We start from the raw sequence: 22,653 nt of genomic DNA, 5'->3' as shown, positions 1-22,653 counted from the left end.
TTCGGTGTGTGGCCTAGCGACGCTGTGGGCGCGTGCGCGGCTCACCGTTCTGCCAAAACGTCGCGCCGGTCCGGTAGTCGGTATAATAATACCGACCGCTATACTGGTCGTAGACCAGCTCGGAATGGTTCGGATTGTTGGGGCTGTGGCCGCAACCGCCCGGGCGCGAGCAACCATAAGCCGCGCCGGCCGCTGCGCCGACGCCCGCGCCGATCAGCGCGCCGGTCTCGGCATTGCCCGAGCCCACATTATTGCCGATGACGGCGCCGGCGACAGCGCCCACGCCTGCACCGATCCCGGCGCCTTGGACGCCCTGGTTGGTGGCGCACGCGCTAAGCGCCAGCGGCGCAGCGGCGATTACGGTAATCAGAAGCTTTTTCATGCCCAGTCTCCCTTTCAGAGCGCGAAGCCGCGCCTTCACGGACAAACGCTTTAACCGTGATTGTGTTGCAGACCGAGGCGGAAAAAAGGCCAGAGCGTGAAACTTTGACAATTAATCCCGCACCCGCCTCAGGGTCAGGTTGATCCGTCCCGGCCGCCAATCCTCGGGCAGAAGTGTGGAACTTTCGGGATAAATCCGGTCCACACCGTGGTGGAAATGCCGGCTGGCCCCGCCCAGAACGACGACATCGCCCGAATGTAGCCGCACCGATTGTGTGGATCCCTTGCGTTCAGGCCCGCCCAGACGGAAGCGCGCCGTATCGCCCAGTGAAACCGAGACGACGGGGGCCTCTCGCGCATCTTCATCCGCATCCACATGCAGGCCCATGCGCGCATCCGGGCCATACCAGTTCACAAGACAGGCCTGGGGCGGATCGGGCCAGCCTGAAACCGCGCCCCAGAGGTCCAAAAGGCTGTCGGGCATGTCTGGCCAGGGATTTCCGGTGACCGGGTGGTGATCCTGATAGCGATAGCCGCCAGCCTTGTCGGTCATCCAGCCCAAAGGGCCCAGATTGGTCATCCGCACGCTCAGGGGCTTGCCGGTGCGCGGCATGGCGGGCTGGTAAAGCGGCGCCCGTGCGACGCGTTCGAGCACGTCTGACACCAGACGGGTCTGGGCATCCCGGTCAAAATAGCCCGTCAGCAGTCTGAAGCCGTCCGCAGTTTCGATCATCGCATCATCACAGGGTTTCACGTCTTCGCCAGCTGAGTTCAGCTTTTTAAGGTTAGCCGGTAAGCTGCGGCGGAAACGATAGGGGAAATGACATGGTTCCGTCCTGGGCGCTGGATGTTCTGGGGGTGATGGCCCAGCTCTTCATACTATTGGTCGGGCTGTTCGCCGCCCTGATCCTGCTCATGTGGCTGATCGATTCCAATCAGCGCTCGGATGCGGTGCGACGCAATTATCCGGTCGTGGGCCGGTTCCGCGCCCTCTTCATCCGTCTGGGCGAATTCTTCCGCACCTACATGTTCGCGCTGGATCGCGAGGAAATGCCCTTCAATCGCGCCGAGCGGGAAGCCGTGGCGCGCATGGCCAAGGGCCATGGCAATATCATTCCGTTCGGTTCCACCAAGCTGCTGACCCCGCCGGGCACCGTTTTGTTCGTGAACTGCGCCTATCCCGTGCTGGAGCAGGATGTGGCCGAAACCCAGCCCTGCGAGTTCGGCCCCTATGCGGACAAGCCGTATCACGCTCCCTCGGTCTTCAATATTTCGGGGATGAGCTATGGCGCCTTGTCCAAGCCGGCGGTGCGCGCGCTGTCGCTGGGCGCGGCGAAGGCCGGGATCTGGATGAATACGGGGGAAGGCGGGCTGAGCCCGATGCATCTGGAAGGCGGCGGTGACATCGTCTTCCAGATCGGCACGGCGAAATATGGCGTCCGCGACCCGAGCGGCGGATTGTCTGATGACAAGCTGCGCGAGATCGCCGCTCATGAGCAGGTGCGCATGTTCGAGGTCAAGCTCGCCCAGGGCGCCAAGCCGGGCAAGGGCGGGCTCCTGCCGGGCGAGAAGGTGACCCGGGAGATCGCGAAGATTCGCGGCATCGAACAGGGCCGGGATTCCCTGTCGCCCAATCGCCATCCCGAGATACACGACAATGGCTCGCTCCTGGACTTCATCGCCCATGTGCGCAGCGTTACCGGCAAGCCCACCGGCATCAAGACCGTGATCGGCGCCTATGGCTGGCTGGAAGAGCTGTGTGACGAGATCAACGAGCGCGGGATTGAAAGCGCGCCCGATTTCATCACCATCGATTCCGCGGATGGCGGCACGGGCGCGGCGCCCATGCCGCTGATGGACAATGTGGGCCTGACCGTACGCGAGGCCCTGCCGCTGGTGTGCGATATCCTGATCCGCAAGGGATTGAAGGACCGCATTCGCCTGATTGTCTCGGGCAAGATGATCACCCCGGCCGGCGTCGCCTGGGCGCTGGCGGTGGGGGCGGACGCCGTGGTCTCCGCACGCGGCTTCATGTTCTCGATCGGCTGCATCCAGTCGCTCAAATGCGACAAGAACACCTGTCCGACCGGCGTCACCACGCACAAGAAGTCACTCCAGCGCGGGCTTCAGCCCAAACAGAAATCCGTCAAGGCGGCGGAATACGCCAAGGCGATCATCAAGGATGTGGAGATGATCGCCCACTCGTGCGGCGTGCCCGAACCGCGCGCTCTCAAGCGCAAGCATGTGCGTATTGTCGAGGCGGACGGGCGCACGCGACCGCTGGACGAGATCATGCCCTATCCGCAAATGGAACAGCGACACTGACGCGATTGGCCATCCCGAGCCGGTCGGGACACTGTCCGCAGCGTTTCACTCACGGAGCCCCGCCATGGCCACTTACAACATTCAGATCTCCGCACACGCTCAGAATCCGGGCGGGCAGACCTTCAAGGCCCCGGCCGGGTACGCCTACAAATTCTTCTGCGCGTCGGGCGAGATTCTGGACTGGGATTTGTCCGTCTCGATCTATCAGGTCCTCAACAAGGGCCTGATCGAAGAGGCCGAAAAGATGGTCGTTCACACCAATACGCCCGGAGAAGAGGTCGTCAATTTCCAACTCTGGGATTTGGGAGATCCCAAATATGTCAGCGGGTCCCTGCTGGTCGGGGCCGATACGACGCTGGTGAGCCTTGAGGGTTTCACACAGGACAAGCCCTGCACCCTGTTTGAATTGCTCGCCAGCACCATTGTCGCTCTGGATGCGGACGGGCCGGGACACCGCTTCAACATCTTCTTCAATGCGTGTCGCGCCTGACCGATTGTCTTTATCCCGACGCTTGAGCCCGGCGGCCTGTTCGCTGGGTTCTGTCATTTGGGCCCTGTGCGGCGCGCTCTACTGCATCAAGTCTGGCGGCATAACCGCCTGAATGCGTAAGCAGCCCTTGCGTCCCCGCAACCGCCTTCCTAAATCGCCCCATGACACGCATGGCTTTTCACAAAGCCGTGAAAGTGAAGACCATCGAACAGGTCCGAGAGCAGGCGCTTGAGGGTCTAATTGTTGAAATTTTGAACGCGAGCCAATAGGGGGGCGGCTCCCGGCGAGAGGGAAGCGCTTCGGGCTTCTCACCACCGCCCCGCCCCGCCGCTAAACAGGAGAGATGCACGCGATGAGCAAAGTTATCGGGATCGACCTTGGGACCACCAACTCCTGCGTCGCCGTCATGGACGGTGACCAGGCGAAAGTGATCGAGAACGCTGAAGGCATGCGGACCACCCCGTCCGTGGTGGCCTTCACCGAAGATGGCGAGCGCCTGATCGGCCAGCCCGCCAAGCGCCAGGCCGTGACCAACCCGGACCACACCTTCTTCGCCATCAAACGCCTGATCGGCCGGACCATGAGCGATCCGACCGTGAAAAAAGACGTGGACATGGTGCCCTACACCATCACCGAGGGCCCCAATGGCGACGCCTGGGTGCAAGGCCGCGACAAGAAATACGCGCCGAGCGAAATTTCCGCCTTCATCCTTCAGAAAATGAAGGAAACCGCCGAGAGCTATCTGGGCGCCAGCGTTGAAAAAGCCGTCATCACCGTGCCGGCCTACTTCAATGACGCCCAACGCCAGGCGACCAAGGATGCGGGCAAGATCGCCGGTCTGGAAGTGCTGCGCATCATCAACGAGCCGACCGCGGCCGCGCTCGCCTATGGTCTCGACAAGGGCGATAACCGCACCATCGTGGTCTATGACCTGGGCGGCGGCACCTTCGACGTCTCCGTGCTGGAGATCGGCGACGGCGTATTCGAGGTGAAGGCCACCAATGGCGACACCTTCCTGGGCGGCGAAGACTTTGACCTGCGCATCGTCGAATACCTTGCCGACGAGTTCAAAAAGGAATCCTCCATCGACCTGCGCCAGGACAAGCTGGCCCTGCAGCGTCTGAAAGAGGAAGCGGAGAAAGCCAAGAAAGAGCTCTCCTCCGCCTCGTCCTATGAAGTGAACCTGCCCTTCATCACGGCGGACGCGTCCGGCCCGAAACACCTGAACATGAAGCTCTCCCGCGCCAAGCTGGAAAGCCTTGTGGAAGACCTGATCAAGCGCACCATCGAGCCGTGCAAGAACGCGCTCAAGGATGCGGGCGTGTCTGCGTCCGAGATCGATGACGTGGTGCTGGTCGGCGGCATGACCCGCATGCCGAAGGTCCAGGAAGCGGTGAAAGGCTTCTTCGGGCGTGAGCCGCACAAGGGCGTGAACCCGGACGAAGTGGTCGCCATGGGCGCCGCCATCCAGGCCGGCGTGCTGCAGGGCGATGTGAAAGACGTGCTGCTGCTGGACGTGACCCCGCTGAGCCTGGGCATCGAGACCCTGGGCGGCGTGTTCACCCGTCTGATCGATCGCAACACCACGATCCCGACCAAGAAGTCCCAGACCTTCTCCACCGCGGACGACAACCAGACCGCCGTGACGATCCGGGTCTTCCAGGGCGAGCGCGAGATGGCGGCCGACAACAAGCTGCTGGGTCAGTTCGATCTGGTCGGCATCCCGCCGGCGCCGCGCGGCATGCCGCAGATCGAGGTGACTTTCGACATCGACGCCAACGGCCTTGTGAACGTGTCCGCCAAGGACCAGGCCACCGGCAAGGAGCAGGCGATCCGCATTCAGGCTTCTGGCGGTCTGTCCGACAGCGATATCGAGCAGATGGTCAAGGATGCCGAGTCCAATGCGGATGCGGACAAGAAGCGCCGTGAGCTTGTTGACGCGAAGAACAATGCCGAAGCGCTGATCCACCAGACCCAGAAACAAGTCGAGGAGTTCGGCGACAAGGTCTCCGCGGAAGACAAGTCCGCCATCGAGGACGCGATCAAGGAGCTGGAAAGCGTGAAAGAGGGTGAAGACCCTGAAGCCATCCAGCAGAAAACCCAAGCGTTGATGCAGGCGGCCATGAAGCTGGGCGAGGCGATGTACGCCGCGCAACAGGCTGATGGCGGCGAAGCGGCTGCCAAAGCGGACTCCGAAGCCGAGGAAGGCGTGGTCGACGCCGAGTTCACCGAGGTGAACGACGACGATGACGACAAGAAAAGCGCCTAAGGCTTAATCAGACGAGGCATGCGGCCCCGTCCCGCACCAGGGGCGGGGCCGCATTGCTTCAGCCTGTCACTCCAAACACCGGACCGCACGCATGAGCAAACGCGATTATTATGAGGTTCTGGGCGTCGCCAAGGATGCCGACGCGAAGGCGATCAAATCCGCCTACCGCAAGCTGGCGATGAAATACCACCCCGACCAGAACCCTGATGACGCCGAAGCCGAGACCAAGTTCAAGGAAGTCGGCGAGGCGTACGCCATCCTGTCAGACGCAGACAAGCGCGCCGCCTATGACCGCATGGGCCATGCCGCCTTTCAACAAGGCGGGGGTGGCGCCGGCGGACCCTTTGGCGGCGGCGCGGGCGCAGCCGACTTCGCGGACATCTTTGAACAGGTATTCGGCGATGCTTTCGGCATGGGCGGCGGTCGTCGCGGCGGGCGTCGCAATGGTCCGGCCCGCGGCTCGGATCTGCGCTATGACATGCAGATCAGCCTGGAAGAGGCCTATCACGGCAAGGATGCCAGCATCCGCGTGCCCACCACGGTCAATTGCGAACGCTGCGAAGGCGACGGGGCCGAGCCTGGCACGGGCGTCACCACCTGTGAAACCTGCGCGGGCGCCGGCCGTATCCGACGCACCCAGGGCTTCTTCACCATGGAGCAGACCTGCCCGACCTGTGGCGGGCGCGGCTCCTATGTGGAGACGCCGTGCCAGGAATGCGATGGCGCCGGACGGGTCCGCAAGACGCGCGACCTGCGGGTCCAGATCCCGGCCGGGGTTGAGGACGGCATGCGCATTCGTCTCGCCGGCGAAGGCGAAGCAGGCGCACGCGGCGGTCCCAAGGGCGATCTGTATATCTTCGTCTCGGTGGGGCATCACGACCTGTTCGAACGCGATGGCCCCAATCTGTACTGCCGGGCGCCCGTCTCCATGGTGACGGCGGCGCTGGGCGGCGAGATTGATGCGCCGACGATTGATGGCGGCAAGGTCAAGATCCGCATCCCCGAAGGCGCCCAGACGGGCGAGCGCATGCGCTTGCGCAACAAGGGCATGGTCAAGCTCAATGGCGGCGGCGCCCGCGGCGACATGTATGTGGAGCTCTTTGTCGAGACGCCCCGCAAGATGACCGATCGTCAGAAGGAAATCCTGCGCGAGTTCTGCGAGATTTCCGGCGCGGGCTGCAATCCCGAAAGCGATGGCTTCTTCAACAAGGTCAAGCGCTTCTGGGATGATATCAGCGGCGATGATGAACATGGGCCGCGCCCGGACGCCTGACACGGCGGTTCACGGCCGGACTTACGCTTTTTTCACCTAAACGCGCGATGACAGTGTGTCAGGTTGCGAGGGGCGTCATGTCGGGTTCGAGCATTCATATCGCCGTTACAGGCATTTCTGGCCGGCTGGGCCGCACAATCGCCACGGAAATCATCCGCGCTGGCGATCTGTCGCTGGTTGGCGGGATGGTCAGTTCGGACTCCGCCAATCTGGGCGTGGACCTGGGCGAATTGTGCGCGTCGGGCTTTCTGGGCATCGAGACCGTGGTTGCGCTGGAACAGGCGGCGGACCAGGCGGATGTCCTGATTGACGCGTCCCTGCCCAAGGTGACCGGCGCCATCGCGCCGCGGCTCGCCGCGATGGGCAACCGGGCGCTTGTAACGGGCGTGACCGGGCTGGATGCTGAACAACAGGCCGCGCTGGACCAGGCGTCTGAAACCATTCCGGTGCTCCAGGCGAGCAATTTCTCGCTGGGTGTGGCGCTGGTGGAGCGTCTTGTGAGCCAGGCCGCCAAGGCGCTCAGCGATGACCATTTCGATCTCGAGATCGTGGAAACCCATCACAAGCGTAAAGCAGACGCTCCGTCAGGCACGGCGTTGAGCTTGGGCAAGGCGGCGGCCAAGGCGCGAGGCGTCGAGCTCGATGAAGTCGCCCAGTTCGAGCGTCCCCGCCATGAGGGCCATCGCCCGGTGGGCGCCATCGGTTTCAGCGCGATCCGCGGCGGCGGCGTCGTGGGCGAGCATGAGGCGCGCTTCCTCTCCGCCTTTGAAGAAGTCAGCATATCGCACAAGGCCTATGACCGGTTCATCTTCGCCCAGGGCGCGCTTGCCGCGGCGCGCTGGATCAAGGGACGCGCGCCGGGGCTGTACACCATGCAGGACGTCCTGAGTGGCTGAAGTCGCTGGAGAGCCTTCAGAGCGGCGCGGCCCTTATCTGGAAGTCTGGCTTCATGATAAGTCGCCATTGCCGCCCGTCCTGAACGGCGTTCTGGTCACAGTTCTGGTCTACAGTCTCTATCTGTTCATCTCTGTTCAAGTCGGCCAGCCCATTGTCGAGGCGTCGTCCACGGGGGCTCGTTTCAATAGCGCGGCATGGGCCGCATTGGTCATCTCCTTGATCTTTGGGGTGGCGACCACCATGCCTGCCATCACGCAGCGGCAATGGCGGGCCTCGCTTTCAGAGCTGTACGCGGTGCTCGACAAACCGGGGCGGCTGAAGGCGGAGGCGATCGCGGTCGGTCCGACGCGCCGTCAATCGCGGCGCTCCTTGATCGCATTCGCCATAGGAGCGGCTGGCGGGCTCCTTCTCAATGCGTGGCTGCTCAATCCATCAACCCTGTCTTGGCAGGACTATTGGACTTCGATCTCACCCTATTTCGCGTTCATGAATTCAGTGGTGTTCGGACTGGCGACCCGTGGCGGCTATATGGTGCGCTACGAGGATCAAGAGATGCGGGCGCTGGTGGAAGACCATCTTCAGATTGATCTGGCGCATCTTGAGCGCAACCAAATTTTTGGACGTCTGGCCTTGAGGGGCGCCTTGGCCTGGCTGGTCATGACGGCAGTAATCTTGCTGTTCTTTGTGGATTCAACACCTGTCTTCATTTCAGCGACAGCTCTGGTGTTCGCCCTGATATCGGCCGGGTATGCGTTCGCGTCCACCATCGGGCCTGTCGTGCGCAAATGCGCCGGCGTGCGCGATGGCGCCTTGCAGGCGGTCCGCGAACAGATCACGCGAAACGGAACCGCCGCAGTGAACGGCGAAGCCTCAGCAACGCCGGTTTCCGAGCTGGTCGCATATGAAAGCTGGCTGGAGAAATTGCCGGTCTGGCCGATTTCGGCGCCGGTCACTCGGCGCCTGGCGCTGTACGGCCTGATCCCGGTGCTGGCCTGGTTCGGCTCGGCGGCGGCGGAGCTGGTGCTCAACCGCTTCACATAAACTCAGGCGTGGCCGAACAGGTCGGGCTGACGGGTCAGGCTTTCAAAATCGGTGCGCTGGGCCGGGCGCCGCAACCGCGAGAGCGTGCGGCTGGGCGGCGGAGCGACAACCGGGGAAGGGGCGTTCAGGGTCAGGCCCAAAGTCGTGGCCTTGGCGCGAATGGCGCTATCAGGACGCCCCAGCTTCAGGCTTATCAAGCGCAAGCTCGCGCCCTGGCGGGCCAGCGCCTTGAGCAGCTTCACATCCTCGCCACGCCAGCGCTTGCCAGCGTTTCGGGCATATCCGGCAGATTTGGTTGCATAGGCCATGTTCCACTCCTTACAGGGTGGAACATAAACGGAACATCTGTTCTCGTCAAGGCAGTTTCAAAAAGGCCCGCCTTGCGGGCGGGCCTTCGAGGGTTGGTGATTTTACCAACTGCCGGTGTTTTCCATGCTGAGCCAGGGCTCGGCCGGCTCGAGGGCCTCGCCTTCCTGCAGAAGCTCGATGGAAATGCCATCGGGGCTTTTGACAAACGCCATGCGGCCATCGCGCGGCGGACGGTGAATGACATAGCCCATGGCGGCCAGACGCCCGCACAGTGCGTACACGTCCTGCACTTCATAGGCGATATGGCCGAAATTGCGGCCGGTGGAATAGGTTTCCGGATCCCAGTTATAGGTCAGCTCGATCATGGGCGCGCCCTTGGGCAGGATCTTGGATTCCCCGATCACGCCGGACTTGGCCATGTCTTCCCGGCTCGCCAGGAAAATCAGGGTGAAGCGCCCCTCTTCATTCTCGGTGCGGCGCACTTCTTTCAGGCCCAGGCCGTCGCAATAGAATTTCAGCGACGCGTCAATATCGGTGACGCGCACCATGGTGTGCAGAAAGTGCATGTAACGCTCCTTGTCAGGGCTCAGCTGTCAGAGTTGGACGAGGCGGTATCGATCTTGATCTTGCGCGCCCATTTGGGACGCGGTCGCCAGCCTGTATCCTCAATGGGCTCGCCGCGGGCGCGGGCGAGGGCATGGTTGAACGGTTCCGGCGCACGCAGATGATGTAGGCGTGCGATGACCGCCGCGAAAGCCGCCCAGATGAACACGACGCCGAAGAACAGGGCGAACATGAAGACATAGCCTGTCCGGCCGCCCCAATCGGGCGCGCCATTCATGCGCCAGATCACGTCATACAGGGCAGGCACCGCCAACAGGGCGACCGGGCTGATGAGAATGGCGGCCCCGGCGGCGGCGGCGGCATAGAGCGTCCAGCGCGGCTGAAAGCTCGTCACATACAGGCGGACGAATTCCGCCTCGCTGACACCCTTGATGGTGGCGGGCTTTTCCGCCTGCCGGGTCTGGTATTCGGCGTGGGCTTCCCGGGACAACCCCCGCACGGCGATGGTCCATCGCGCCAGGCACGCCAGGATGAAGAGGACGAAGACGCCCCCGAGGATGAAAAGAGACAGATCGAACATAGGGGGCTTTTAACCCGTTGCGGCCTCATAGGCGAGCATTGCGCGCTTACGATCCAGCCCCCAGTGATACCCGGTCAGTCGCCCGTCCGCCGCGAGCACGCGGTGACAGGGAATGAGCCAGCTGATCGGGTTCGCGCCCACCGCGGCGCCGGTCGCGCGGGCGGCGCCGGTCTTGCCGGCGGCTGCGGCGATATCGCCATAGCTGACGGTGCGCGCTGACGGAATGCTGAGCAGGGCCCTCCAGACCTGGCGCCGGAAAGGGGCGCCATAAAGCGCCAGCGGCAAGGTCGTGTCTCCAGCATTGGCGTCAAAGACCCGCCCGGCCCAATCGGCCGCCAGGGAATCATCGCGCTCATACCGCGCCTGCGGGAAACGCCGGGCGAGATCGCCAAAGGCTTCCTCTTCCTCGCCCCGATTGCAAAAGGCGAGGCCGGACAGCCCGCGTGGCGCGATGACGAAAACCGCCACGCCAAAGGGAGAGGGGGCGAACCCGTACCGGAAGTCGAGCCCGGATCCGCCCGCTTTCACGTCGCCCGGCGTCGTCGCCTCTTCGGCGATGAAGATGTCATGCAGGCGGGATGGGCCGGACAGGCCGCTCTCCAGCGCCGCGTCCAGAACGCTCGCCCCATCCACCAGCAGCTTGCGGGCGCTGGCATGGGTCAGGGCCTGCACCAGTTTTTTCGGGCTGGCGCCGGTCCAGCGGGTGAAGACGCGCTGGAAATGATGCGGGGACAGACCCGCCGCCTGCGCCGCAGAAGCGAGATCGGGCTGTTCGCGCCAGTGCTCGGACAGATAGTCCAGCGCAGAGACCACGCGGTCATAATCTTCGGAGCGAAGTTTCAGCCGGTCGGGCGAGGAAAGGGTGTTTAAATCAGCGGTCATGGGCGCAGCGTGCCGCGCCCGGTCAGGCTTCGCCACCTGATTCTTGCGCCAGCTGCGGTCCGCGCCCGCGGCGGGCGTCGTCCAGCGCAGCGCGGATCGCATCGGCCAGGCTTTCGCGTTCTTTCGGGGACAGCCAGCTGCCCACGATCAGGCTCTTGCCCATGGCGGTCAGCCTGGCCTGCACATCGGGCTCGCCTTCGCCCTCGACAATGACCCGGGTCCAGGCGCTGGGCAGGATGAACTGGGTCAGATGGCCGGTGGGGAAGCGGCGGATGACACGAATTTCCCGGCTCGTGATCTTGATGGATTCCATGCGCCGCCCGTCCCGGTAGGACAGCCTGAAGCCCAGCCAGATCAACAGGACATCGAGCCCGAAAAAGCCCATCACCGGCCAGGCGCCCATGACCATGAAGGCGATCCCAGCGGAAAAGCTGATAACGCCCATGGCGATCATCAGGGCGATGAAACCGGGATTGGGCAAGGAGCGATTGGGGCGGACCTGGGCGTCCATATAAAGCTGTTCGCCCTCCGCCAGAGGCGGGGCGGCATGGTCTGAAGGCCAGGTCTCTATCAGCCGACGTCGTTCCATGAGCGGCAAAATAGGGCGCGGATCAGGCCTTGGCCAGTTCAGGCGTCTATCCGAACACGGTCACCATCTGGCGGCCCTTGGCCACGCAAGCGCCGTCCGTGTTCCAGATGGTCATGTCCTGGGTCGAGAAGCCGCCACGCACATGATCCGCCCGGCTTTCCAGAAGCCACCAGCCATCCCGGGTTCGGGGGTGGTCGGTCAGAAGATCCACCATCCAGGTCATGGATGAGAGCGGGGTCGGGGTGCTCAATAGCGGCGCCAGGGCGGGAGCCAGCGCATCACCCAGCGTCATCAAGGCGATCGGCATGTCACGGGCGTCGGGGTCGGCATGGCGGACCCACATGCGGATGACGGGTTTGTCGCTCTGGGTGAACGGCACGCCGCCGCCCGCCCAGATGAACTCGAAATTGCGGGTGAAGACCGGCGCGCCCTCTGGAAACTGCAGCGTTTCGGCGTCCGCCTCGGGCGCCCGGGCCCGTTCGGGCATGGGGGCGGGCTCCATCAGATAGGCGGACTCCCGTTCCCCGGCGAAGGTGAACACGGTTTCCACGCCGATGCCCGCCTCGCCGCTCAGACGCGCGCGCACCGAACAGGCCGTGCGGCCTTCGCGCAGTTTTTCCGCGTCCACGCTGAGGCGCCCGGCGCTGGGGCCGACAAAGCTGATCATGGCGCTGCGCAGGGGGCGATCCTGCGCGTGTGGCAAGGCGGCTTGCAAGCACAACCCGGCGGACAGGCCGCCGTAAACGGTGCGGCCCTGTTTCCACTGATCCGGGACATCCAGCGTGAAGGTCGTGGCCGAGAAATCGTGGTGCGCGAGCAGCTGGGCGATGGACATGGGGACTCACAGGCTGGGAGGCGGACAGGTGTGCGGCATCAAGCCCGAACCGGCCCATCAGGGCAAGCATCGCCCACTGAAGCCTGTCACGAAGATGAACGGGTCGGCCTTTCTCACGCCCAATTCCCGGTCTAGACAGGACCCATGAACACGACAGCTTTTCTCCTCTCCGCCGCGCTGACGCTGATCTCCGGCGCCCAGCAAACCGAAACGCCTGCGCAGGCTCCGGCCGAGCCGGCCGCGAACGCCTCGCGCGTCATTGAAGAGGCTCTGCCCGAGGCCCAGCCGGTCGAGGCGGCGCCGGGCCAGATCACGCCTGAAGCGGGTGCGGAGCGGGCGGAAGCCTGGCTGAACGGGCTCGACACGCTGCGCGCCCGGTTCCAGCAGGTTGCAGCGGACAATTCCGAAACCGCCGGTGTTCTGGAGATCGACCGTCCGGGCCGGGCGCGGTTCGACTATGACGATCCCAATCCGGTGCTGGTCGTGGCGGACGGCTCGACTGTCGCCATCGCCGATTTCGATCTTGAAACCATTGACCGCGCGCCCATTGGCGCGACGCCGCTGCGCTTTTTGCTGGAGGCGGATCTGGATCTGGCGGAGTCCGGCGCCGTTGTGGATGCGGGCCGGTATGACGGCCGACTCTATGTGACGCTGGAAGACCCTGAGGGCGAGGTCCAGGGGCGCCTGACGCTGGTGTTCGACGATGCCGATCCGGACGCCGCGCCGGATTCCATGACCCTCGCAGGCTGGTACACGGTGGACGCCATGGGTGGCCTGACCGAGGTGAGCCTGTCAGAGGTCGAGACCGGCGTGCGGATCAGTCCGCGCCAGTTCATCCTCGATGATGAGGACGTGATGGGCGGGGATCGCCGTCGTCGCGGTCGCTAGGCGCTAAAGCGCCCACCAGAACAACAGCGCCGCCAGGCCCAGCCGGTAGATCACGAAGGGCAGGAAGCCCAGACGGTCCACCACGCGCATCAGCACGGCGATCGAGGCGAGGGCGGCGACAAAGGACAGGGCGGCGACGATCAGGCCGTCGGTCAGCGAGTGGGCGGTGTCTGCGCCGCGCGCCAGCTCGATCACCGCCAGAAGCCCGAACGCGGCCAGGACCGGCACGGACATCAGCATGGAAAAGCGCGCCGCCTCGCTGCGCGCCATGCCGAGCGCACGCGCCGCCGTCATGGTCACGCCCGACCGCGAGGATCCGGGGATCAGCGCGAACATCTGCGCCAGTCCGATCAGGATGGCGCTGCGCCAGCTCAGGGTCTCGGTGGTTACGGTCTGCTTGCCGAAATGGTCCGCCAGCCAGAGCGGCAGGGCCAGGATCAGCGTCGCCCAGGCGATCACCAGCGGCGACCGCAGCGCATCCGCCATCCCTGACAGATAGAGTCCGCCGCCAGCGATCAGCACGGGCGGGGTGGCGACGGCGATCAGCAGCGCCAGCTTTCCGCCCGGCGTGATCCGGCCCTGTAACAGCGCCAGCTTGCCGGTCGCCACATTCACCACGTCAGCGCGAAAATAGACCAGCACGGCGAACAGCGTGCCCAGATGCGCCATCACATCGATCAGCGGGCCCTGATCCGCATCGCCCAGCACTTGCGGCGCAAGGATCAGGTGGGCCGAGGAGGAAATGGGGAGAAACTCGGTGATCCCTTGGACGATCGCCAGAATAATGAGATGAAGAAGGCCCATGGCGTCACTTTCCCCCGCTGGTTCGGCGGCAGAGTGCGCGGGATTGCTGCGATCGCCAAGAGCCAATACCGTCTGGACAACACATAATGAAAGAACGCCATGCCGCACGACGCGCTTGAAGCCGGTCCGGGCAAGCTCGCCCCCGCGGAGGCCCGCAAGATCACCGGTCATGTCACCCGGCTGTCGGTGATGGTGGCCGCGACGCTGGTCATCGCCAAGCTGATCGCCTGGATCCTCTCAGGCTCCATCGCCATGCTGGCGTCGCTGGCGGATTCCTCGCTGGACCTGGTGGCGTCTCTGACGACGTTTTTCGCGGTGCGCTATGCAGCGACCCCGGCGGATGCCGAGCATCGTTACGGCCATGGCAAGGCGGAAGCGCTGGCCAGCCTGCTGCAAGCCCTGCTGGTGGCCCTCTCCGCAGGCTATCTGATCCATGAATCCTGGAACCGGTTCGTTGACCCCCAGCCTCTGGATGCAGGCGCGATCGCGTTATCGGTCATGGGGCTGTCCATCGCCCTGACGCTGGGGCTGGTCTGGGCGCAGACGCGCGCGGTGAAGCAGACCGGTTCGCTCGCTGTGACGGGTGACCGGGCGCACTATTTCGCCGATCTCAGCTCGAACATGGTAGTCGTGGTCGGCCTCGTGCTGGCGCTGGTGGGAATCGAGCGCGCCGACCCGATCATGGGCTTCATCGTGGTGCTGTGGCTGTTCTGGACAGCCTTCACGGTGGGGCGTGAGGCGATCTCCGCCCTGATGGACCGGGAGCTGCCCGATGAAGAGCGCGAGCAGATCAAGGCGCTGGCCGCGGACGATCCGCGGGTCCTGGGCGTGCACCAGCTGCGTACGCGCGCCTCGGGGCCGTTCATCCATATCCAGATGCATATGGAGCTGGAGCCCGAGCTGACCCTGACCCAGGCCCACGCCATACTGGTGGCGGCCGAAGCGCGGGTGATGGCGGCCTATCCGGCGGCTGACGTGCTCATTCACCCCGATCCCAAGGGGCGTGCGGCCCCGCATGGCAATGCCTATTTCGGCCGGGACGGCGCGTCGAGTGCAGGTCCAGCGGATGATCCGGCTTAAGCCATGGGCCGATAACGGTTAGGGTGGGGCCATGCGTATCTTGCACCATTGGCCCCTCGATCCCTGGTCCCGACAGGTCCGCCTCGCGCTCGCCGAGAAGAAGCTCGATTTCGAGGCCGAGTATCAGCGTTTCTGGGATTTGCCGGATGATCTGGTCGCGCTCAATCCCACCGGTCTGCCCCCGGTCCTGGTTGAAGAGACCGACAAGGGGCGAACGGCCCTGTGCGAGACCCGGGCGATCCTGGAATATCTGGAAGAGACCCATCCCGACCCCGCGCTGTTGCCGGGCGGCGCGGCGGACCGCGCCGAGGCGAGGCGGCTGGCGGCCTGGTTCGATGTGAAGTTCAACGCCGAAGTGAACGCCTATCTGCTCCATGAAAAGCTGGAAAAGCGGGTGCAGTCGCTCGGCGCGCCGGACATGGAGGCGATCCGGATCGGCCGCGACATGCTGCGCTGGCATCTCGACTATATGTGCGGGCTGCTTGATCAGCGCGACGGTCTGGCCGGGCCGCGATTCACGCTGGCCGATCTTGTCGCTGCGGCGCACCTGTCCTGTGTCGATTATCTGGGCGATATGCCGTGGGATGATTTCCCGGCGGCGAAGGCCTGGTACCAGCGCATCAAGTGCCGCCCGTCCTTCCGAGGCATTCTGGCCGATCGCCTGCCGGGCTGCCCGCCCGTGGATGGCTATCAGGATCTGGATTTCTAGACATGACGACGCCGGACGAGCAGGCCGAGCGGGTCAAGGCGCTGGCGCTGGAGGCCGGCTTTTCCGTCGTGCGCGTCACTCGCGCCGATGAGCCGTGGGAGGCCGGAGAACGGCTCAAGCGCTTTGTCGGCGAGGGCCGGCATGGCGATATGGCGTGGATGGAAGACACGCTGGAGCGCCGCGCTCACCCCACCCATATGTGGCCGGATGCGAAATCGGCGGTGGTGGTGGGGCTCGATTACGGGCCCGAGCACGATCCGCTGGAGATCCTGGACCGGCGCGATGAAGCCGCCATCAGCGTCTATGCCCAGAACAAGGACTATCACGACGTCCTGAAAAAGCGCCTCAAGCGTTTTGCGGGCGCGTTTCACCGCGAAACCGGGGCCGAGGTGAAGGTGTTCGTCGACACCGCGCCCCTGATGGAAAAGCCGCTGGCGCACAAATCGGGCCTCGGCTGGCAGGGCAAGCACACCAATCTCGTCAGTCGCACCCATGGCAGCTGGCTGTTTCTGGGGGTGATGCTGACCGCGGCGGAGCTGGCGCCCGATGCGCCCGAAACCGACCATTGCGGCTCGTGCCGGGCCTGTCTGGATATCTGCCCGACCAACGCCTTTCCCGCGCCCTACCAGATCGATGCGCGGCGCTGCATCTCGTATCTGACCATCGAGAACAAGGGCCCGATCCCGCTCGAGTTCCGTAAGCCGATGGGCAACCGGATCTATGGCTGTGATGACTGTCTGGCGGTGTGTCCGTGGAACAAGTTCGCGCAAGCCAGTTCAGAAGCGGCGTTTCACCCGCGCGAAGCGCTGACCGGGCCCAAGCTGGCCGAGCTGGCGACGCTGGATGATGCGGCGTTTCGCGAATTCTTTCGCGGCTCGCCCATCAAGCGGGTGGGCCGGGACCGGTTTGTCAGAAATGTTCTGATCGCGCTGGGCAATAGCGATGACCGCGCGTTGGCGGACAAGGCGGTCGCCTTGCTGGATGACCCTTCAGAGCTTGTGCGCGGCGCGGCGATCTGGGCGCTGGCGCAGCTGGACCGGGTGCGGTTTGACGCCGAGAAGACGCAACGGGCCGGCATCGAGGCCAGCCCGGACGTGCGTCTTGAATGGCGGAGCGCCTAGGCTTCGCCGATGCGCGGCGGGCCGCCCTGGTCGGCCTGGCTGGGGCCAAAGGCGCGATTGAGCAGATTCGTACTGTCCTGCGCCAGCTCGACCGCTTCGGTCAGGTGCTCGAGCACTTTGACGTTATTGGCCAGCACATGCAGCGCCTCGGGACGCAGATCATTGGAGATCTTGGTGCAGCGGATCAGCACATCCGCGCGCAATTCGATCAGGATGTCTTCCAGCTTGCGACCGGTCGGGTTTTCTTCAGACACCAGATAGCGGGTCATGGCCGCCTCCGTGATTTACAATCAGAGCCTGAAGTCTGCCCCAACACCCCCTCATTTTTAGTAAACGCAGGGGGGTGGCCTTGAAGCGCAAGCGGTTTGCGGCCAGCTTTCAGGCCAGACACCAAGGAGGACATGATGGCGGATAAAATTGGCGCACAGACCCTGATCGATCAGCTTGCCGGCTGGGAAGCCGTCGAAAAACGGGATGCGGTGCGCAAGGTCTTCAAGTTTGACGACTTCAAGAGCGCTTTCGCCCTGATGACGCAGGTGGCGATGAAGGCCGAGCAGATGGACCATCACCCTGAATGGTTCAATGTCTACAACACTGTGGATGTGACGCTCTCCACCCATGATGCGGGCGGAGTGACCCAGCTGGACCTTGAGCTGGCGCAATTCATCGAAGAACGCGCGGCGGTCCTGAACAAGAGCTAGGCCCTTGGGGTCAGGTGGCGTGAACGATCACCGTATCGAGCACCACCGTCGCCTGGCCCGGTCCGATCACACGATCGGTCTCTTCCTGCAACAGGCGCGCGATGATGTCCGCATCCGGGATCTGGCCCCAGCGATACATCCGGCCCGAATAGAGCAGCATGGCCTGCGAATAGGCGTCGCGCAGCCAGATCTGGCGCTCGGCGATCACCTGGCGCGTGCGGCTGTGCGGCGCATCCAGCGCCAGGCCCACCTGCAACAGGCCCCGCATGCGGAAATCGGCTTGCACCGAGGCGCGTACCGGTTCCATGCGGACATAGCTGTTGGCGTGGCTCAGGGTGCGGCCCATGGATTCTTCGGGCGCTTCTTCCGCCGGAGGCGCACTGCCGCCGCCCCCGCCCAGAGCCCATGCCGGAGCCGCGCCCAGAAGGGCGCATGTGAGTCCCAGACCCAGAATGTGACGCAAGGTTTTCATAGCGCTCAGACTACGCTGTCGAGGTAAAGAAATCGTATGAACACGCTTGCTCTCGGCCTTGTGTGATCTAGCATTGAGGGCTTGTGACCTTGAGGGGGTATGGAATGAAACAAGTTCTTCTGGCGACATCGGTTTTCTGCGCCGCCATGATTGCGGGACAGGGCGCGGCCCACGCTCAGATCGCCGAGGGCTCTCAATCCAGCCCTGTGCCGCGCAATTATGTCGCAGGCGGCGCGGCCATGCTGCCTGACTATGCCGGATCAGACGATTACCGCGTCATTCCGTTCGGCGCGGCGCGCTTTGAACTGGGCGGCGTCTCCTTCCGCACCAACGGACCGGGTCTGGCGGCCACGCTTTACGAAACCGGTCCGTGGGAACTGGGCGCCTATGTGCGCTGGTCCGGCGGTCGAGACGACGTGGAGGATGAGATCGTCGACCGTATGCGGGATGTGGATTCCTCCCTCATCACGGGCGGTTATGTAGATCTGACCTTGGCCGAGAACGTGCTGGCGGAGCGCGATCGGTTCGGCATTGGTGTGGATGCAGGCCTTGATGCGCTGGGTAATTTCGACGGCATCGCCTGGAGCGCCTCGGCCGATTACGGCGTCATGGTCTCCCGCGGCGTCTTCGCGGCGCTGTCCGCCTCTGTGAGCGGGTTTTCAGACGATTATGCCGACACCTTGTTTTCTGTGGATGCCGTTGACGCCGCCGCGACCGGCCTGTCGCTCTACACCGCCGAGGGCGGCGTGCGCGATGTGGGCGTGACGGCCATACTGGATGTGGCGGTGAGCCGGAGCTGGTCGGTGACCGGCGTTGCGGGGTATTCGCGCCTTCTGGGCGATTACGCGGACAGCCCCATCGTTGCCGAACGCGGCAGCGAGGATCAGGTCTTTCTCGGGCTCGCGATCGGTCGCCGTTTCTAGGGTTTTGAGATGACGAACTGGACGCGCCGCCTTCGGGCGGCGTTGTCGTTTGTTGCTGAAATCAAAGAGGATCTGGTGGAGCCGAGGGGAATCGAACCCCTGACCTCGTCATTGCGAACGACGCGCTCTCCCAACTGAGCTACGGCCCCGTTCCAGAGACTGGGGAGGTACGTATCACGTCCGCGATTGTCAAGCATGGACGCCACCGACATATGATTGACGTTTGCGTAAACTGCGCTTCGTTATAAAACATGCGCATGGATGAGGGGTCAGGGCATACGGAGGGGACACACCTCCATCTGTTCGGCATGGGAGAACACGCGCAGAGCGTGTTTTTCCAGATGCTGTCCCATAGCCTGATCTTCCTGGCCTATGCGCTGATCGCCGGCACGCTGATCTGGCAGATGCGCTGCAACAAATCCCTCCTGCGTCTGAAGATGGTGCGGTCCATCACGGTGCTTGCCGCCCTGGCGGCGATCGCGCATCTGGCGCGGCTTGTCTCGATCAACACGCCCCACCCGGTCATAGACGGCATGGTCTATCTGACCAGCGCGGCCTTCGGCCTCTGCGGCGCGATCCTGCTCTGGTACTGGATGCCGCAAATGCTGGCCATGGCGCAGGAACGACGTCTGACGCCCGTAAACACGGTCAAGCGCGAGGATTATCAGGCGCTCCAGAAGAAGATCGAGAACACCCATGCCGGGCTGCAGCGCTTCGCCACCGCCGCATCCCACGATCTGCGCGCGCCCTTGCGCCATATTTCGGTGTTCGCCGGCCTGATTGAACGCGAGGAAGCCGACACGCTCAGCCCCACTGGCCGCGATTATCTTGAACGCCTGAACGGGTCGGTGGAGCGGATGCAGGACCTGACCAGCGCGCTGGTTGAATATGTGCGCGCCATCAGTGCGGATCATGATCCTGTCCGGCTCGATCTGAAGGCGGTTCTCAAGACCGTCCGGGATGCGATGAAGGTCGAGATCGACAGCCAGGGCGCGCAGATCGAGATCGCCCCCCTGCCGGTGGTCTGGGCGGATGAGCGCTTGATGACCCTGGTCTTCAGTCATCTGCTCGATAACGCGCTTAAATTCTCCAAGGACGTTCCTGTTGTGCGGATCTATGCGCGCGGCGTCGAGGACGGCTGGGTGGAGATCGTGGTGGAGGATGACGGGCCCGGCATCGATCCGCGCCAGAGCGAGATGATCTTTGACGTGCTGTTCCGCATGTCCACCGGACCGGTCGAGGGCGTGGGGCTGGGCCTGGCCTTGTGCAAGCACATAATAGAGGCGGATGGCGGCCGGATCTGGCTCGATACGGGATATGAAAACGGAGCCCGCTTCGTGATGACGCTGCCGGCAGCGCCCTGAGCGTGAGCGAAGCTGCTTGTCAGCCCGGGCCGGTGAGGGCTAGACCAGCATGAGTGAGAAGAGTTTCGAACGAGAGCGCTGACACCCATGGAATACATGTCTCTGGCGCAGGTCCTTGTGTACCTGTTCATCCTGATCCCCCTGCAATTGCTGGTCTATGTCATCTTTGTCGGGGTGATCCTGAGCTGGCTGATCTCGTTTAACGTTGTTAATCCGAACAATCAGCTTGTCAGCACGATCTGGCGTCTCACCGGCACGATCACCGAGCCCTTGCTGCGGCCGATCCGTAATATTCTGCCGCCCCTGGGCGGTCTGGACCTGTCGCCCCTGGTTCTGCTTCTGGTGATCATGTTCGTTCGTAACTGGCTGATCCTCGGACAGATCTTCCCCCGGCTGGGCTGACACCATGCCGGCGCAGACGGTCGAGGACGGTTTGCGCCTGTTCGTCAGGGTCCAGCCCAAGGCTGCGCGCGCTCATCTCGGCGGCGGGCGCGAAGGGGCTGATGGCCGGGTGCGGCTGGTCGCCAAAGTCCGATCGGCGCCGGACAAGGGCGCAGCCAATACCGAGCTGTGCGCGCTCATCGCCAAGGCGCTGGGCGTGCCCAAATCCACCGTCAGCGTCATTGCGGGCGCGACCCAGCGGGAGAAAACCCTTCTGGTGCGCACAGCCGCGACAAATCCGCTGCTTGACGTGGTCTCGGGCTTGCTCCATCACCCCGGCTCATGACCGACATCATCACGCCCTCCCGTGCGACCGCCAAGCTGATTGACGGCAAGGCCGCCGCCGCCGCTGTTGACGCCGCCGCCGCTGATGGCGCGCGTCAGCTTGAACCGCAACTGGGCCGCGCGCCTTGCCTGGCCGTTGTTCTGGTGGGCGAGGACCCTGCAAGCCAGGTCTATGTGCGCAACAAGGTGCGCCGGACCGAAGCGGCGGGCATGCGTTCGGTTGAGCATATCCTGCCCGCCGATGTCAGCCAGGCCGACCTGCTCGCTTTGGTGCGCGGGCTCAATGAAGATGACGGCGTGGACGGCATTCTCGTCCAATTGCCGCTTCCCAAGGGCCTGGATGAAACCGAAGTGGTCCAGACCATTCGTCCCGACAAGGATGTGGACGGGCTGACCGCGCAAAGCGCCGGCGCCCTGGTGCTGGGCGCGCCGGGCATGCGGCCCTGCACGCCGTCGGGCAGCGTGTTCCTGGCCAAACAGGCTCTGGGCGATCTGTCGGGCAAATCCGTCGTGGTGATCGGACGCTCCATTCTGGTGGGCAAGCCGGCCGCACTGCTCTTCCTGGCGGAAAACTGCACGGTCACGCTGGCGCACTCGCGCACGCGCGATCTGCCAGCGGTCTGTCGCGAGGCGGATATCATCATCGCCGCCGTGGGCCGTCCAAACCTCGTTAAGGGCGATTGGATCAAGCCGGGCGCGTGCGTCATCGATGTGGGAATCAACCGGGTCGAGAGCGAGACCGGCAAGGGCCGTCTGGTCGGTGATGTTGATTTTGACCAGGCAATTGAAATCGCAGGTTTTGTCACGCCGGTCCCCGGAGGGGTCGGCCCCATGACAATCGCCATGTTGCTCGCCAACACGGTTGCGGCGGCTGCACGGCGTGCTAGCTTGCCGGTGCCCGCATCCGTCGGTGATGTTTTGCCGGGTTAAAACCTGATTAAGCATACATCCGGTAGTTTAGTGCCCATCTGGAGAGGACCATGCCGCAACCCCTGTCTGTCCTTCATGTTGAAGATGACTTCGCGGACGCGATGTTGCTCCAGCATGCGCTCTGCGACGCCGGGGGCTATGACATGGATCTGCAGGTGGTGCGCACGCTTCATGACGCGCGTCAGAAGCTGTCCCGCCAGTCCTATGACCTGATCATCGCGGATTTGCGCCTGCCCGATTCCACCCAGCCCAAGGACACTGTTGGGCTGTTGGAGCGACAGGCCAAGGGCACGCCGATCCTGGTGCTGACCGGGGCGGCCAATGTGCAGCCCGACTGGGCGGGAGAAGCCGTCAAGTTTCTGGACAAGAACGACTATTTCCAGAAGGGTCTCGACGAAAAAAGTCGCGAATTGCTGTTCTGGGTGCAAAGCGCCGCCGGCAGCGCCCCGTCAGACGGCGTCGTTCTTGACGACATGACAGGCACCTTCAAGATCTGATGG

At 63.8% G+C, this 22,653-nt stretch carries 28 protein-coding genes and 1 tRNA gene; 17 read left to right on the top strand and 12 right to left on the bottom strand.

The annotated features are described in order from the left end of the window. Positions 1-13: 13 nt before the first annotated feature. Both RBA95_RS00855 and RBA95_RS00850 read right to left on the bottom strand, forming a co-directional pair. Positions 14-382 carry a YMGG-like glycine zipper-containing protein gene (locus RBA95_RS00855; RefSeq protein ID WP_306014884.1) on the bottom strand — a complete coding sequence of 123 codons (369 nt, stop codon included), beginning with the start codon at positions 380-382 and terminating at the stop codon, positions 14-16. Positions 383-493: 111 nt separating this feature from the next. Continuing rightward, positions 494-1,114 carry an alpha-ketoglutarate-dependent dioxygenase AlkB gene (locus RBA95_RS00850; protein WP_306014883.1) on the bottom strand — a complete coding sequence of 207 codons (621 nt, stop codon included), beginning with the start codon at positions 1,112-1,114 and terminating at the stop codon, positions 494-496. Between the two features lie 92 nt (positions 1,115-1,206). Here RBA95_RS00850 and RBA95_RS00845 point away from each other — a divergent pair, with 92 nt between their 5' ends. The 6 genes from RBA95_RS00845 to RBA95_RS00820 all read left to right on the top strand — a co-directional run bounded on the left by RBA95_RS00845 (position 1,207) and on the right by RBA95_RS00820 (position 8,676). After that, complete coding sequence (locus RBA95_RS00845; protein WP_306014881.1) at positions 1,207-2,706, top strand: FMN-binding glutamate synthase family protein; 1,500 nt, start codon at positions 1,207-1,209, stop codon at positions 2,704-2,706. Between the two features lie 64 nt (positions 2,707-2,770). Beyond that, positions 2,771-3,196: a hypothetical protein gene (locus RBA95_RS00840; protein WP_306014880.1), complete on the top strand. Its 426-nt coding sequence runs from the start codon at positions 2,771-2,773 to the stop codon at positions 3,194-3,196. Between the two features lie 352 nt (positions 3,197-3,548). Beyond that, a complete protein-coding gene (gene dnaK, locus RBA95_RS00835) occupies positions 3,549-5,465 on the top strand; it encodes a molecular chaperone DnaK (RefSeq protein ID WP_306014879.1) in 1,917 nt (638 codons plus the stop codon). Positions 5,466-5,556: 91 nt separating this feature from the next. Next, complete coding sequence (gene dnaJ / locus RBA95_RS00830) at positions 5,557-6,738, top strand: molecular chaperone DnaJ (protein ID WP_306014878.1); 1,182 nt, start codon at positions 5,557-5,559, stop codon at positions 6,736-6,738. A 77-nt stretch (positions 6,739-6,815) separates the two neighbouring features. After that, positions 6,816-7,634, top strand: coding sequence for a 4-hydroxy-tetrahydrodipicolinate reductase (gene dapB / locus RBA95_RS00825; protein ID WP_306014877.1), 819 nt, complete (start codon positions 6,816-6,818; stop codon positions 7,632-7,634). Further along, positions 7,627-8,676 (top strand): hypothetical protein, encoded by a 1,050-nt coding sequence (locus tag RBA95_RS00820; RefSeq protein ID WP_306014876.1) that lies wholly within the window; start codon positions 7,627-7,629, stop codon positions 8,674-8,676. Before dapB ends, RBA95_RS00820 begins: the two co-directional genes overlap by 8 nt. A 2-nt stretch (positions 8,677-8,678) precedes the next feature. On the opposite strand, the gene RBA95_RS00815 is transcribed toward RBA95_RS00820, so the two are convergent. The 6 genes from RBA95_RS00815 to RBA95_RS00790 all read right to left on the bottom strand — a co-directional run bounded on the left by RBA95_RS00815 (position 8,679) and on the right by RBA95_RS00790 (position 12,435). Further along, on the bottom strand, positions 8,679-8,984 hold the full coding sequence (locus RBA95_RS00815; protein WP_306014875.1) for a hypothetical protein: 306 nt from the start codon (positions 8,982-8,984) through the stop codon (positions 8,679-8,681). A 102-nt stretch (positions 8,985-9,086) separates the two neighbouring features. After that, the gene (locus tag RBA95_RS00810) at positions 9,087-9,551 is read right to left on the bottom strand and encodes a VOC family protein (protein ID WP_306014874.1); all 465 of its coding nucleotides are present in this window, start codon (positions 9,549-9,551) and stop codon (positions 9,087-9,089) included. A gap of 20 nt (positions 9,552-9,571) precedes the next feature. Further along, the gene (locus RBA95_RS00805) at positions 9,572-10,129 is read right to left on the bottom strand and encodes a hypothetical protein (RefSeq protein WP_306014873.1); all 558 of its coding nucleotides are present in this window, start codon (positions 10,127-10,129) and stop codon (positions 9,572-9,574) included. Between the two features lie 9 nt (positions 10,130-10,138). Next, positions 10,139-11,011 (bottom strand): methylated-DNA--[protein]-cysteine S-methyltransferase, encoded by an 873-nt coding sequence (locus RBA95_RS00800; RefSeq protein ID WP_306014872.1) that lies wholly within the window; start codon positions 11,009-11,011, stop codon positions 10,139-10,141. Between the two features lie 22 nt (positions 11,012-11,033). After that, positions 11,034-11,600, bottom strand: a complete 567-nt coding sequence (locus tag RBA95_RS00795; RefSeq protein WP_306014871.1) for a DUF2244 domain-containing protein — start codon at positions 11,598-11,600, stop codon at positions 11,034-11,036. A gap of 46 nt (positions 11,601-11,646) precedes the next feature. After that, positions 11,647-12,435: a thioesterase family protein gene (locus tag RBA95_RS00790; protein WP_306014870.1), complete on the bottom strand. Its 789-nt coding sequence runs from the start codon at positions 12,433-12,435 to the stop codon at positions 11,647-11,649. A 144-nt stretch (positions 12,436-12,579) separates the two neighbouring features. Here RBA95_RS00790 and RBA95_RS00785 point away from each other — a divergent pair, with 144 nt between their 5' ends. Continuing rightward, positions 12,580-13,323 (top strand): outer-membrane lipoprotein carrier protein LolA, encoded by a 744-nt coding sequence (locus RBA95_RS00785; RefSeq protein WP_306014869.1) that lies wholly within the window; start codon positions 12,580-12,582, stop codon positions 13,321-13,323. Between the two features lie 3 nt (positions 13,324-13,326). Here RBA95_RS00785 and RBA95_RS00780 read toward each other — a convergent pair whose 3' ends face one another. After that, positions 13,327-14,127 (bottom strand): undecaprenyl-diphosphate phosphatase, encoded by an 801-nt coding sequence (locus RBA95_RS00780; protein ID WP_306014868.1) that lies wholly within the window; start codon positions 14,125-14,127, stop codon positions 13,327-13,329. Positions 14,128-14,226: 99 nt separating this feature from the next. Between RBA95_RS00780 and RBA95_RS00775 the strand changes: the two genes are divergently transcribed. From RBA95_RS00775 to queG, 3 genes are read left to right on the top strand one after another with little or no spacing between them, the layout of a single operon-like run. Further along, positions 14,227-15,207, top strand: a complete 981-nt coding sequence (locus RBA95_RS00775; protein WP_306014867.1) for a cation diffusion facilitator family transporter — start codon at positions 14,227-14,229, stop codon at positions 15,205-15,207. A 31-nt stretch (positions 15,208-15,238) separates the two neighbouring features. Continuing rightward, positions 15,239-15,916 (top strand): glutathione S-transferase family protein, encoded by a 678-nt coding sequence (locus RBA95_RS00770; protein ID WP_306014866.1) that lies wholly within the window; start codon positions 15,239-15,241, stop codon positions 15,914-15,916. A 2-nt stretch (positions 15,917-15,918) separates the two neighbouring features. Continuing rightward, positions 15,919-17,037, top strand: coding sequence for a tRNA epoxyqueuosine(34) reductase QueG (gene queG, locus RBA95_RS00765; protein ID WP_306014865.1), 1,119 nt, complete (start codon positions 15,919-15,921; stop codon positions 17,035-17,037). On the opposite strand, the gene RBA95_RS00760 is transcribed toward queG, so the two are convergent. Beyond that, on the bottom strand, positions 17,034-17,306 hold the full coding sequence (locus tag RBA95_RS00760; RefSeq protein ID WP_306014864.1) for a histidine kinase: 273 nt from the start codon (positions 17,304-17,306) through the stop codon (positions 17,034-17,036). The genes queG and RBA95_RS00760 overlap by 4 nt on opposite strands. 132 nt (positions 17,307-17,438) lie before the next feature. Here RBA95_RS00760 and RBA95_RS00755 point away from each other — a divergent pair, with 132 nt between their 5' ends. After that, positions 17,439-17,738, top strand: a complete 300-nt coding sequence (locus RBA95_RS00755) for a 4a-hydroxytetrahydrobiopterin dehydratase (RefSeq protein WP_371933563.1) — start codon at positions 17,439-17,441, stop codon at positions 17,736-17,738. A 10-nt stretch (positions 17,739-17,748) separates the two neighbouring features. Here RBA95_RS00755 and RBA95_RS00750 read toward each other — a convergent pair whose 3' ends face one another. After that, positions 17,749-18,210 (bottom strand): hypothetical protein, encoded by a 462-nt coding sequence (locus RBA95_RS00750; RefSeq protein ID WP_306014862.1) that lies wholly within the window; start codon positions 18,208-18,210, stop codon positions 17,749-17,751. A 104-nt stretch (positions 18,211-18,314) separates the two neighbouring features. On the opposite strand from RBA95_RS00750, the gene RBA95_RS00745 reads away from it, so the two are divergent. Continuing rightward, the gene (locus tag RBA95_RS00745) at positions 18,315-19,133 is read left to right on the top strand and encodes a MipA/OmpV family protein (RefSeq protein ID WP_306014861.1); all 819 of its coding nucleotides are present in this window, start codon (positions 18,315-18,317) and stop codon (positions 19,131-19,133) included. A 73-nt stretch (positions 19,134-19,206) separates the two neighbouring features. Here RBA95_RS00745 and RBA95_RS00740 read toward each other — a convergent pair. Next, positions 19,207-19,282, bottom strand: a tRNA-Ala gene (locus tag RBA95_RS00740). A 180-nt stretch (positions 19,283-19,462) separates the two neighbouring features. On the opposite strand from RBA95_RS00740, the gene RBA95_RS00735 reads away from it, so the two are divergent. The 5 genes from RBA95_RS00735 to RBA95_RS00715 all read left to right on the top strand — a co-directional run bounded on the left by RBA95_RS00735 (position 19,463) and on the right by RBA95_RS00715 (position 22,650). Then, the gene (locus RBA95_RS00735) at positions 19,463-20,497 is read left to right on the top strand and encodes an ATP-binding protein (protein ID WP_306014860.1); all 1,035 of its coding nucleotides are present in this window, start codon (positions 19,463-19,465) and stop codon (positions 20,495-20,497) included. 87 nt (positions 20,498-20,584) lie between these two features. Next, complete coding sequence (locus tag RBA95_RS00730) at positions 20,585-20,899, top strand: YggT family protein (protein ID WP_306014859.1); 315 nt, start codon at positions 20,585-20,587, stop codon at positions 20,897-20,899. 4 nt (positions 20,900-20,903) lie between these two features. Next, positions 20,904-21,224: a DUF167 domain-containing protein gene (locus RBA95_RS00725; protein ID WP_306014858.1), complete on the top strand. Its 321-nt coding sequence runs from the start codon at positions 20,904-20,906 to the stop codon at positions 21,222-21,224. Beyond that, positions 21,221-22,153: a bifunctional methylenetetrahydrofolate dehydrogenase/methenyltetrahydrofolate cyclohydrolase FolD gene (gene folD, locus RBA95_RS00720; protein WP_306014857.1), complete on the top strand. Its 933-nt coding sequence runs from the start codon at positions 21,221-21,223 to the stop codon at positions 22,151-22,153. The genes RBA95_RS00725 and folD overlap by 4 nt, the downstream gene beginning before the upstream one ends. A gap of 50 nt (positions 22,154-22,203) precedes the next feature. Then, positions 22,204-22,650 (top strand): response regulator, encoded by a 447-nt coding sequence (locus tag RBA95_RS00715; RefSeq protein ID WP_306014856.1) that lies wholly within the window; start codon positions 22,204-22,206, stop codon positions 22,648-22,650. The last annotated feature ends 3 nt before the right edge of the window (positions 22,651-22,653 follow it).

The sequence above is a fragment of the Oceanicaulis sp. MMSF_3324 genome (genome assembly GCF_030733545.1).
GTDB lineage: Bacteria > Pseudomonadota > Alphaproteobacteria > Caulobacterales > Maricaulaceae > Oceanicaulis.
This window is presented reverse-complemented; position numbering and strand designations above follow the sequence as displayed.

Excerpts from the sequence above, each read along its gene's own strand:
- RBA95_RS00855 (WP_306014884.1), bottom strand. The coding sequence starts at position 382 with ATGAAAAAGCTTCTGATTACCGTAATCGCCGCTGCGCCGCTGGCGCTT.
- RBA95_RS00850 (WP_306014883.1), bottom strand. The coding sequence starts at position 1,114 with ATGATCGAAACTGCGGACGGCTTCAGACTGCTGACGGGCTATTTTGAC.
- RBA95_RS00845 (WP_306014881.1), top strand. The coding sequence starts at position 1,207 with ATGGTTCCGTCCTGGGCGCTGGATGTTCTGGGGGTGATGGCCCAGCTC.
- RBA95_RS00840 (WP_306014880.1), top strand. The coding sequence starts at position 2,771 with ATGGCCACTTACAACATTCAGATCTCCGCACACGCTCAGAATCCGGGC.
- dnaK (WP_306014879.1), top strand. The coding sequence starts at position 3,549 with ATGAGCAAAGTTATCGGGATCGACCTTGGGACCACCAACTCCTGCGTC.
- dnaJ (WP_306014878.1), top strand. The coding sequence starts at position 5,557 with ATGAGCAAACGCGATTATTATGAGGTTCTGGGCGTCGCCAAGGATGCC.
- dapB (WP_306014877.1), top strand. The coding sequence starts at position 6,816 with ATGTCGGGTTCGAGCATTCATATCGCCGTTACAGGCATTTCTGGCCGG.
- RBA95_RS00815 (WP_306014875.1), bottom strand. The coding sequence starts at position 8,984 with ATGGCCTATGCAACCAAATCTGCCGGATATGCCCGAAACGCTGGCAAG.
- RBA95_RS00810 (WP_306014874.1), bottom strand. The coding sequence starts at position 9,551 with ATGCACTTTCTGCACACCATGGTGCGCGTCACCGATATTGACGCGTCG.
- RBA95_RS00805 (WP_306014873.1), bottom strand. The coding sequence starts at position 10,129 with ATGTTCGATCTGTCTCTTTTCATCCTCGGGGGCGTCTTCGTCCTCTTC.
- RBA95_RS00800 (WP_306014872.1), bottom strand. The coding sequence starts at position 11,011 with ATGACCGCTGATTTAAACACCCTTTCCTCGCCCGACCGGCTGAAACTT.
- RBA95_RS00795 (WP_306014871.1), bottom strand. The coding sequence starts at position 11,600 with ATGGAACGACGTCGGCTGATAGAGACCTGGCCTTCAGACCATGCCGCC.
- RBA95_RS00790 (WP_306014870.1), bottom strand. The coding sequence starts at position 12,435 with ATGTCCATCGCCCAGCTGCTCGCGCACCACGATTTCTCGGCCACGACC.
- RBA95_RS00785 (WP_306014869.1), top strand. The coding sequence starts at position 12,580 with ATGAACACGACAGCTTTTCTCCTCTCCGCCGCGCTGACGCTGATCTCC.
- RBA95_RS00780 (WP_306014868.1), bottom strand. The coding sequence starts at position 14,127 with ATGGGCCTTCTTCATCTCATTATTCTGGCGATCGTCCAAGGGATCACC.
- RBA95_RS00775 (WP_306014867.1), top strand. The coding sequence starts at position 14,227 with ATGCCGCACGACGCGCTTGAAGCCGGTCCGGGCAAGCTCGCCCCCGCG.
- RBA95_RS00770 (WP_306014866.1), top strand. The coding sequence starts at position 15,239 with ATGCGTATCTTGCACCATTGGCCCCTCGATCCCTGGTCCCGACAGGTC.
- queG (WP_306014865.1), top strand. The coding sequence starts at position 15,919 with ATGACGACGCCGGACGAGCAGGCCGAGCGGGTCAAGGCGCTGGCGCTG.
- RBA95_RS00760 (WP_306014864.1), bottom strand. The coding sequence starts at position 17,306 with ATGACCCGCTATCTGGTGTCTGAAGAAAACCCGACCGGTCGCAAGCTG.
- RBA95_RS00755 (WP_371933563.1), top strand. The coding sequence starts at position 17,439 with ATGATGGCGGATAAAATTGGCGCACAGACCCTGATCGATCAGCTTGCC.
- RBA95_RS00750 (WP_306014862.1), bottom strand. The coding sequence starts at position 18,210 with ATGAAAACCTTGCGTCACATTCTGGGTCTGGGACTCACATGCGCCCTT.
- RBA95_RS00745 (WP_306014861.1), top strand. The coding sequence starts at position 18,315 with ATGAAACAAGTTCTTCTGGCGACATCGGTTTTCTGCGCCGCCATGATT.
- RBA95_RS00730 (WP_306014859.1), top strand. The coding sequence starts at position 20,585 with ATGGAATACATGTCTCTGGCGCAGGTCCTTGTGTACCTGTTCATCCTG.
- RBA95_RS00725 (WP_306014858.1), top strand. The coding sequence starts at position 20,904 with ATGCCGGCGCAGACGGTCGAGGACGGTTTGCGCCTGTTCGTCAGGGTC.
- folD (WP_306014857.1), top strand. The coding sequence starts at position 21,221 with ATGACCGACATCATCACGCCCTCCCGTGCGACCGCCAAGCTGATTGAC.
- RBA95_RS00715 (WP_306014856.1), top strand. The coding sequence starts at position 22,204 with ATGCCGCAACCCCTGTCTGTCCTTCATGTTGAAGATGACTTCGCGGAC.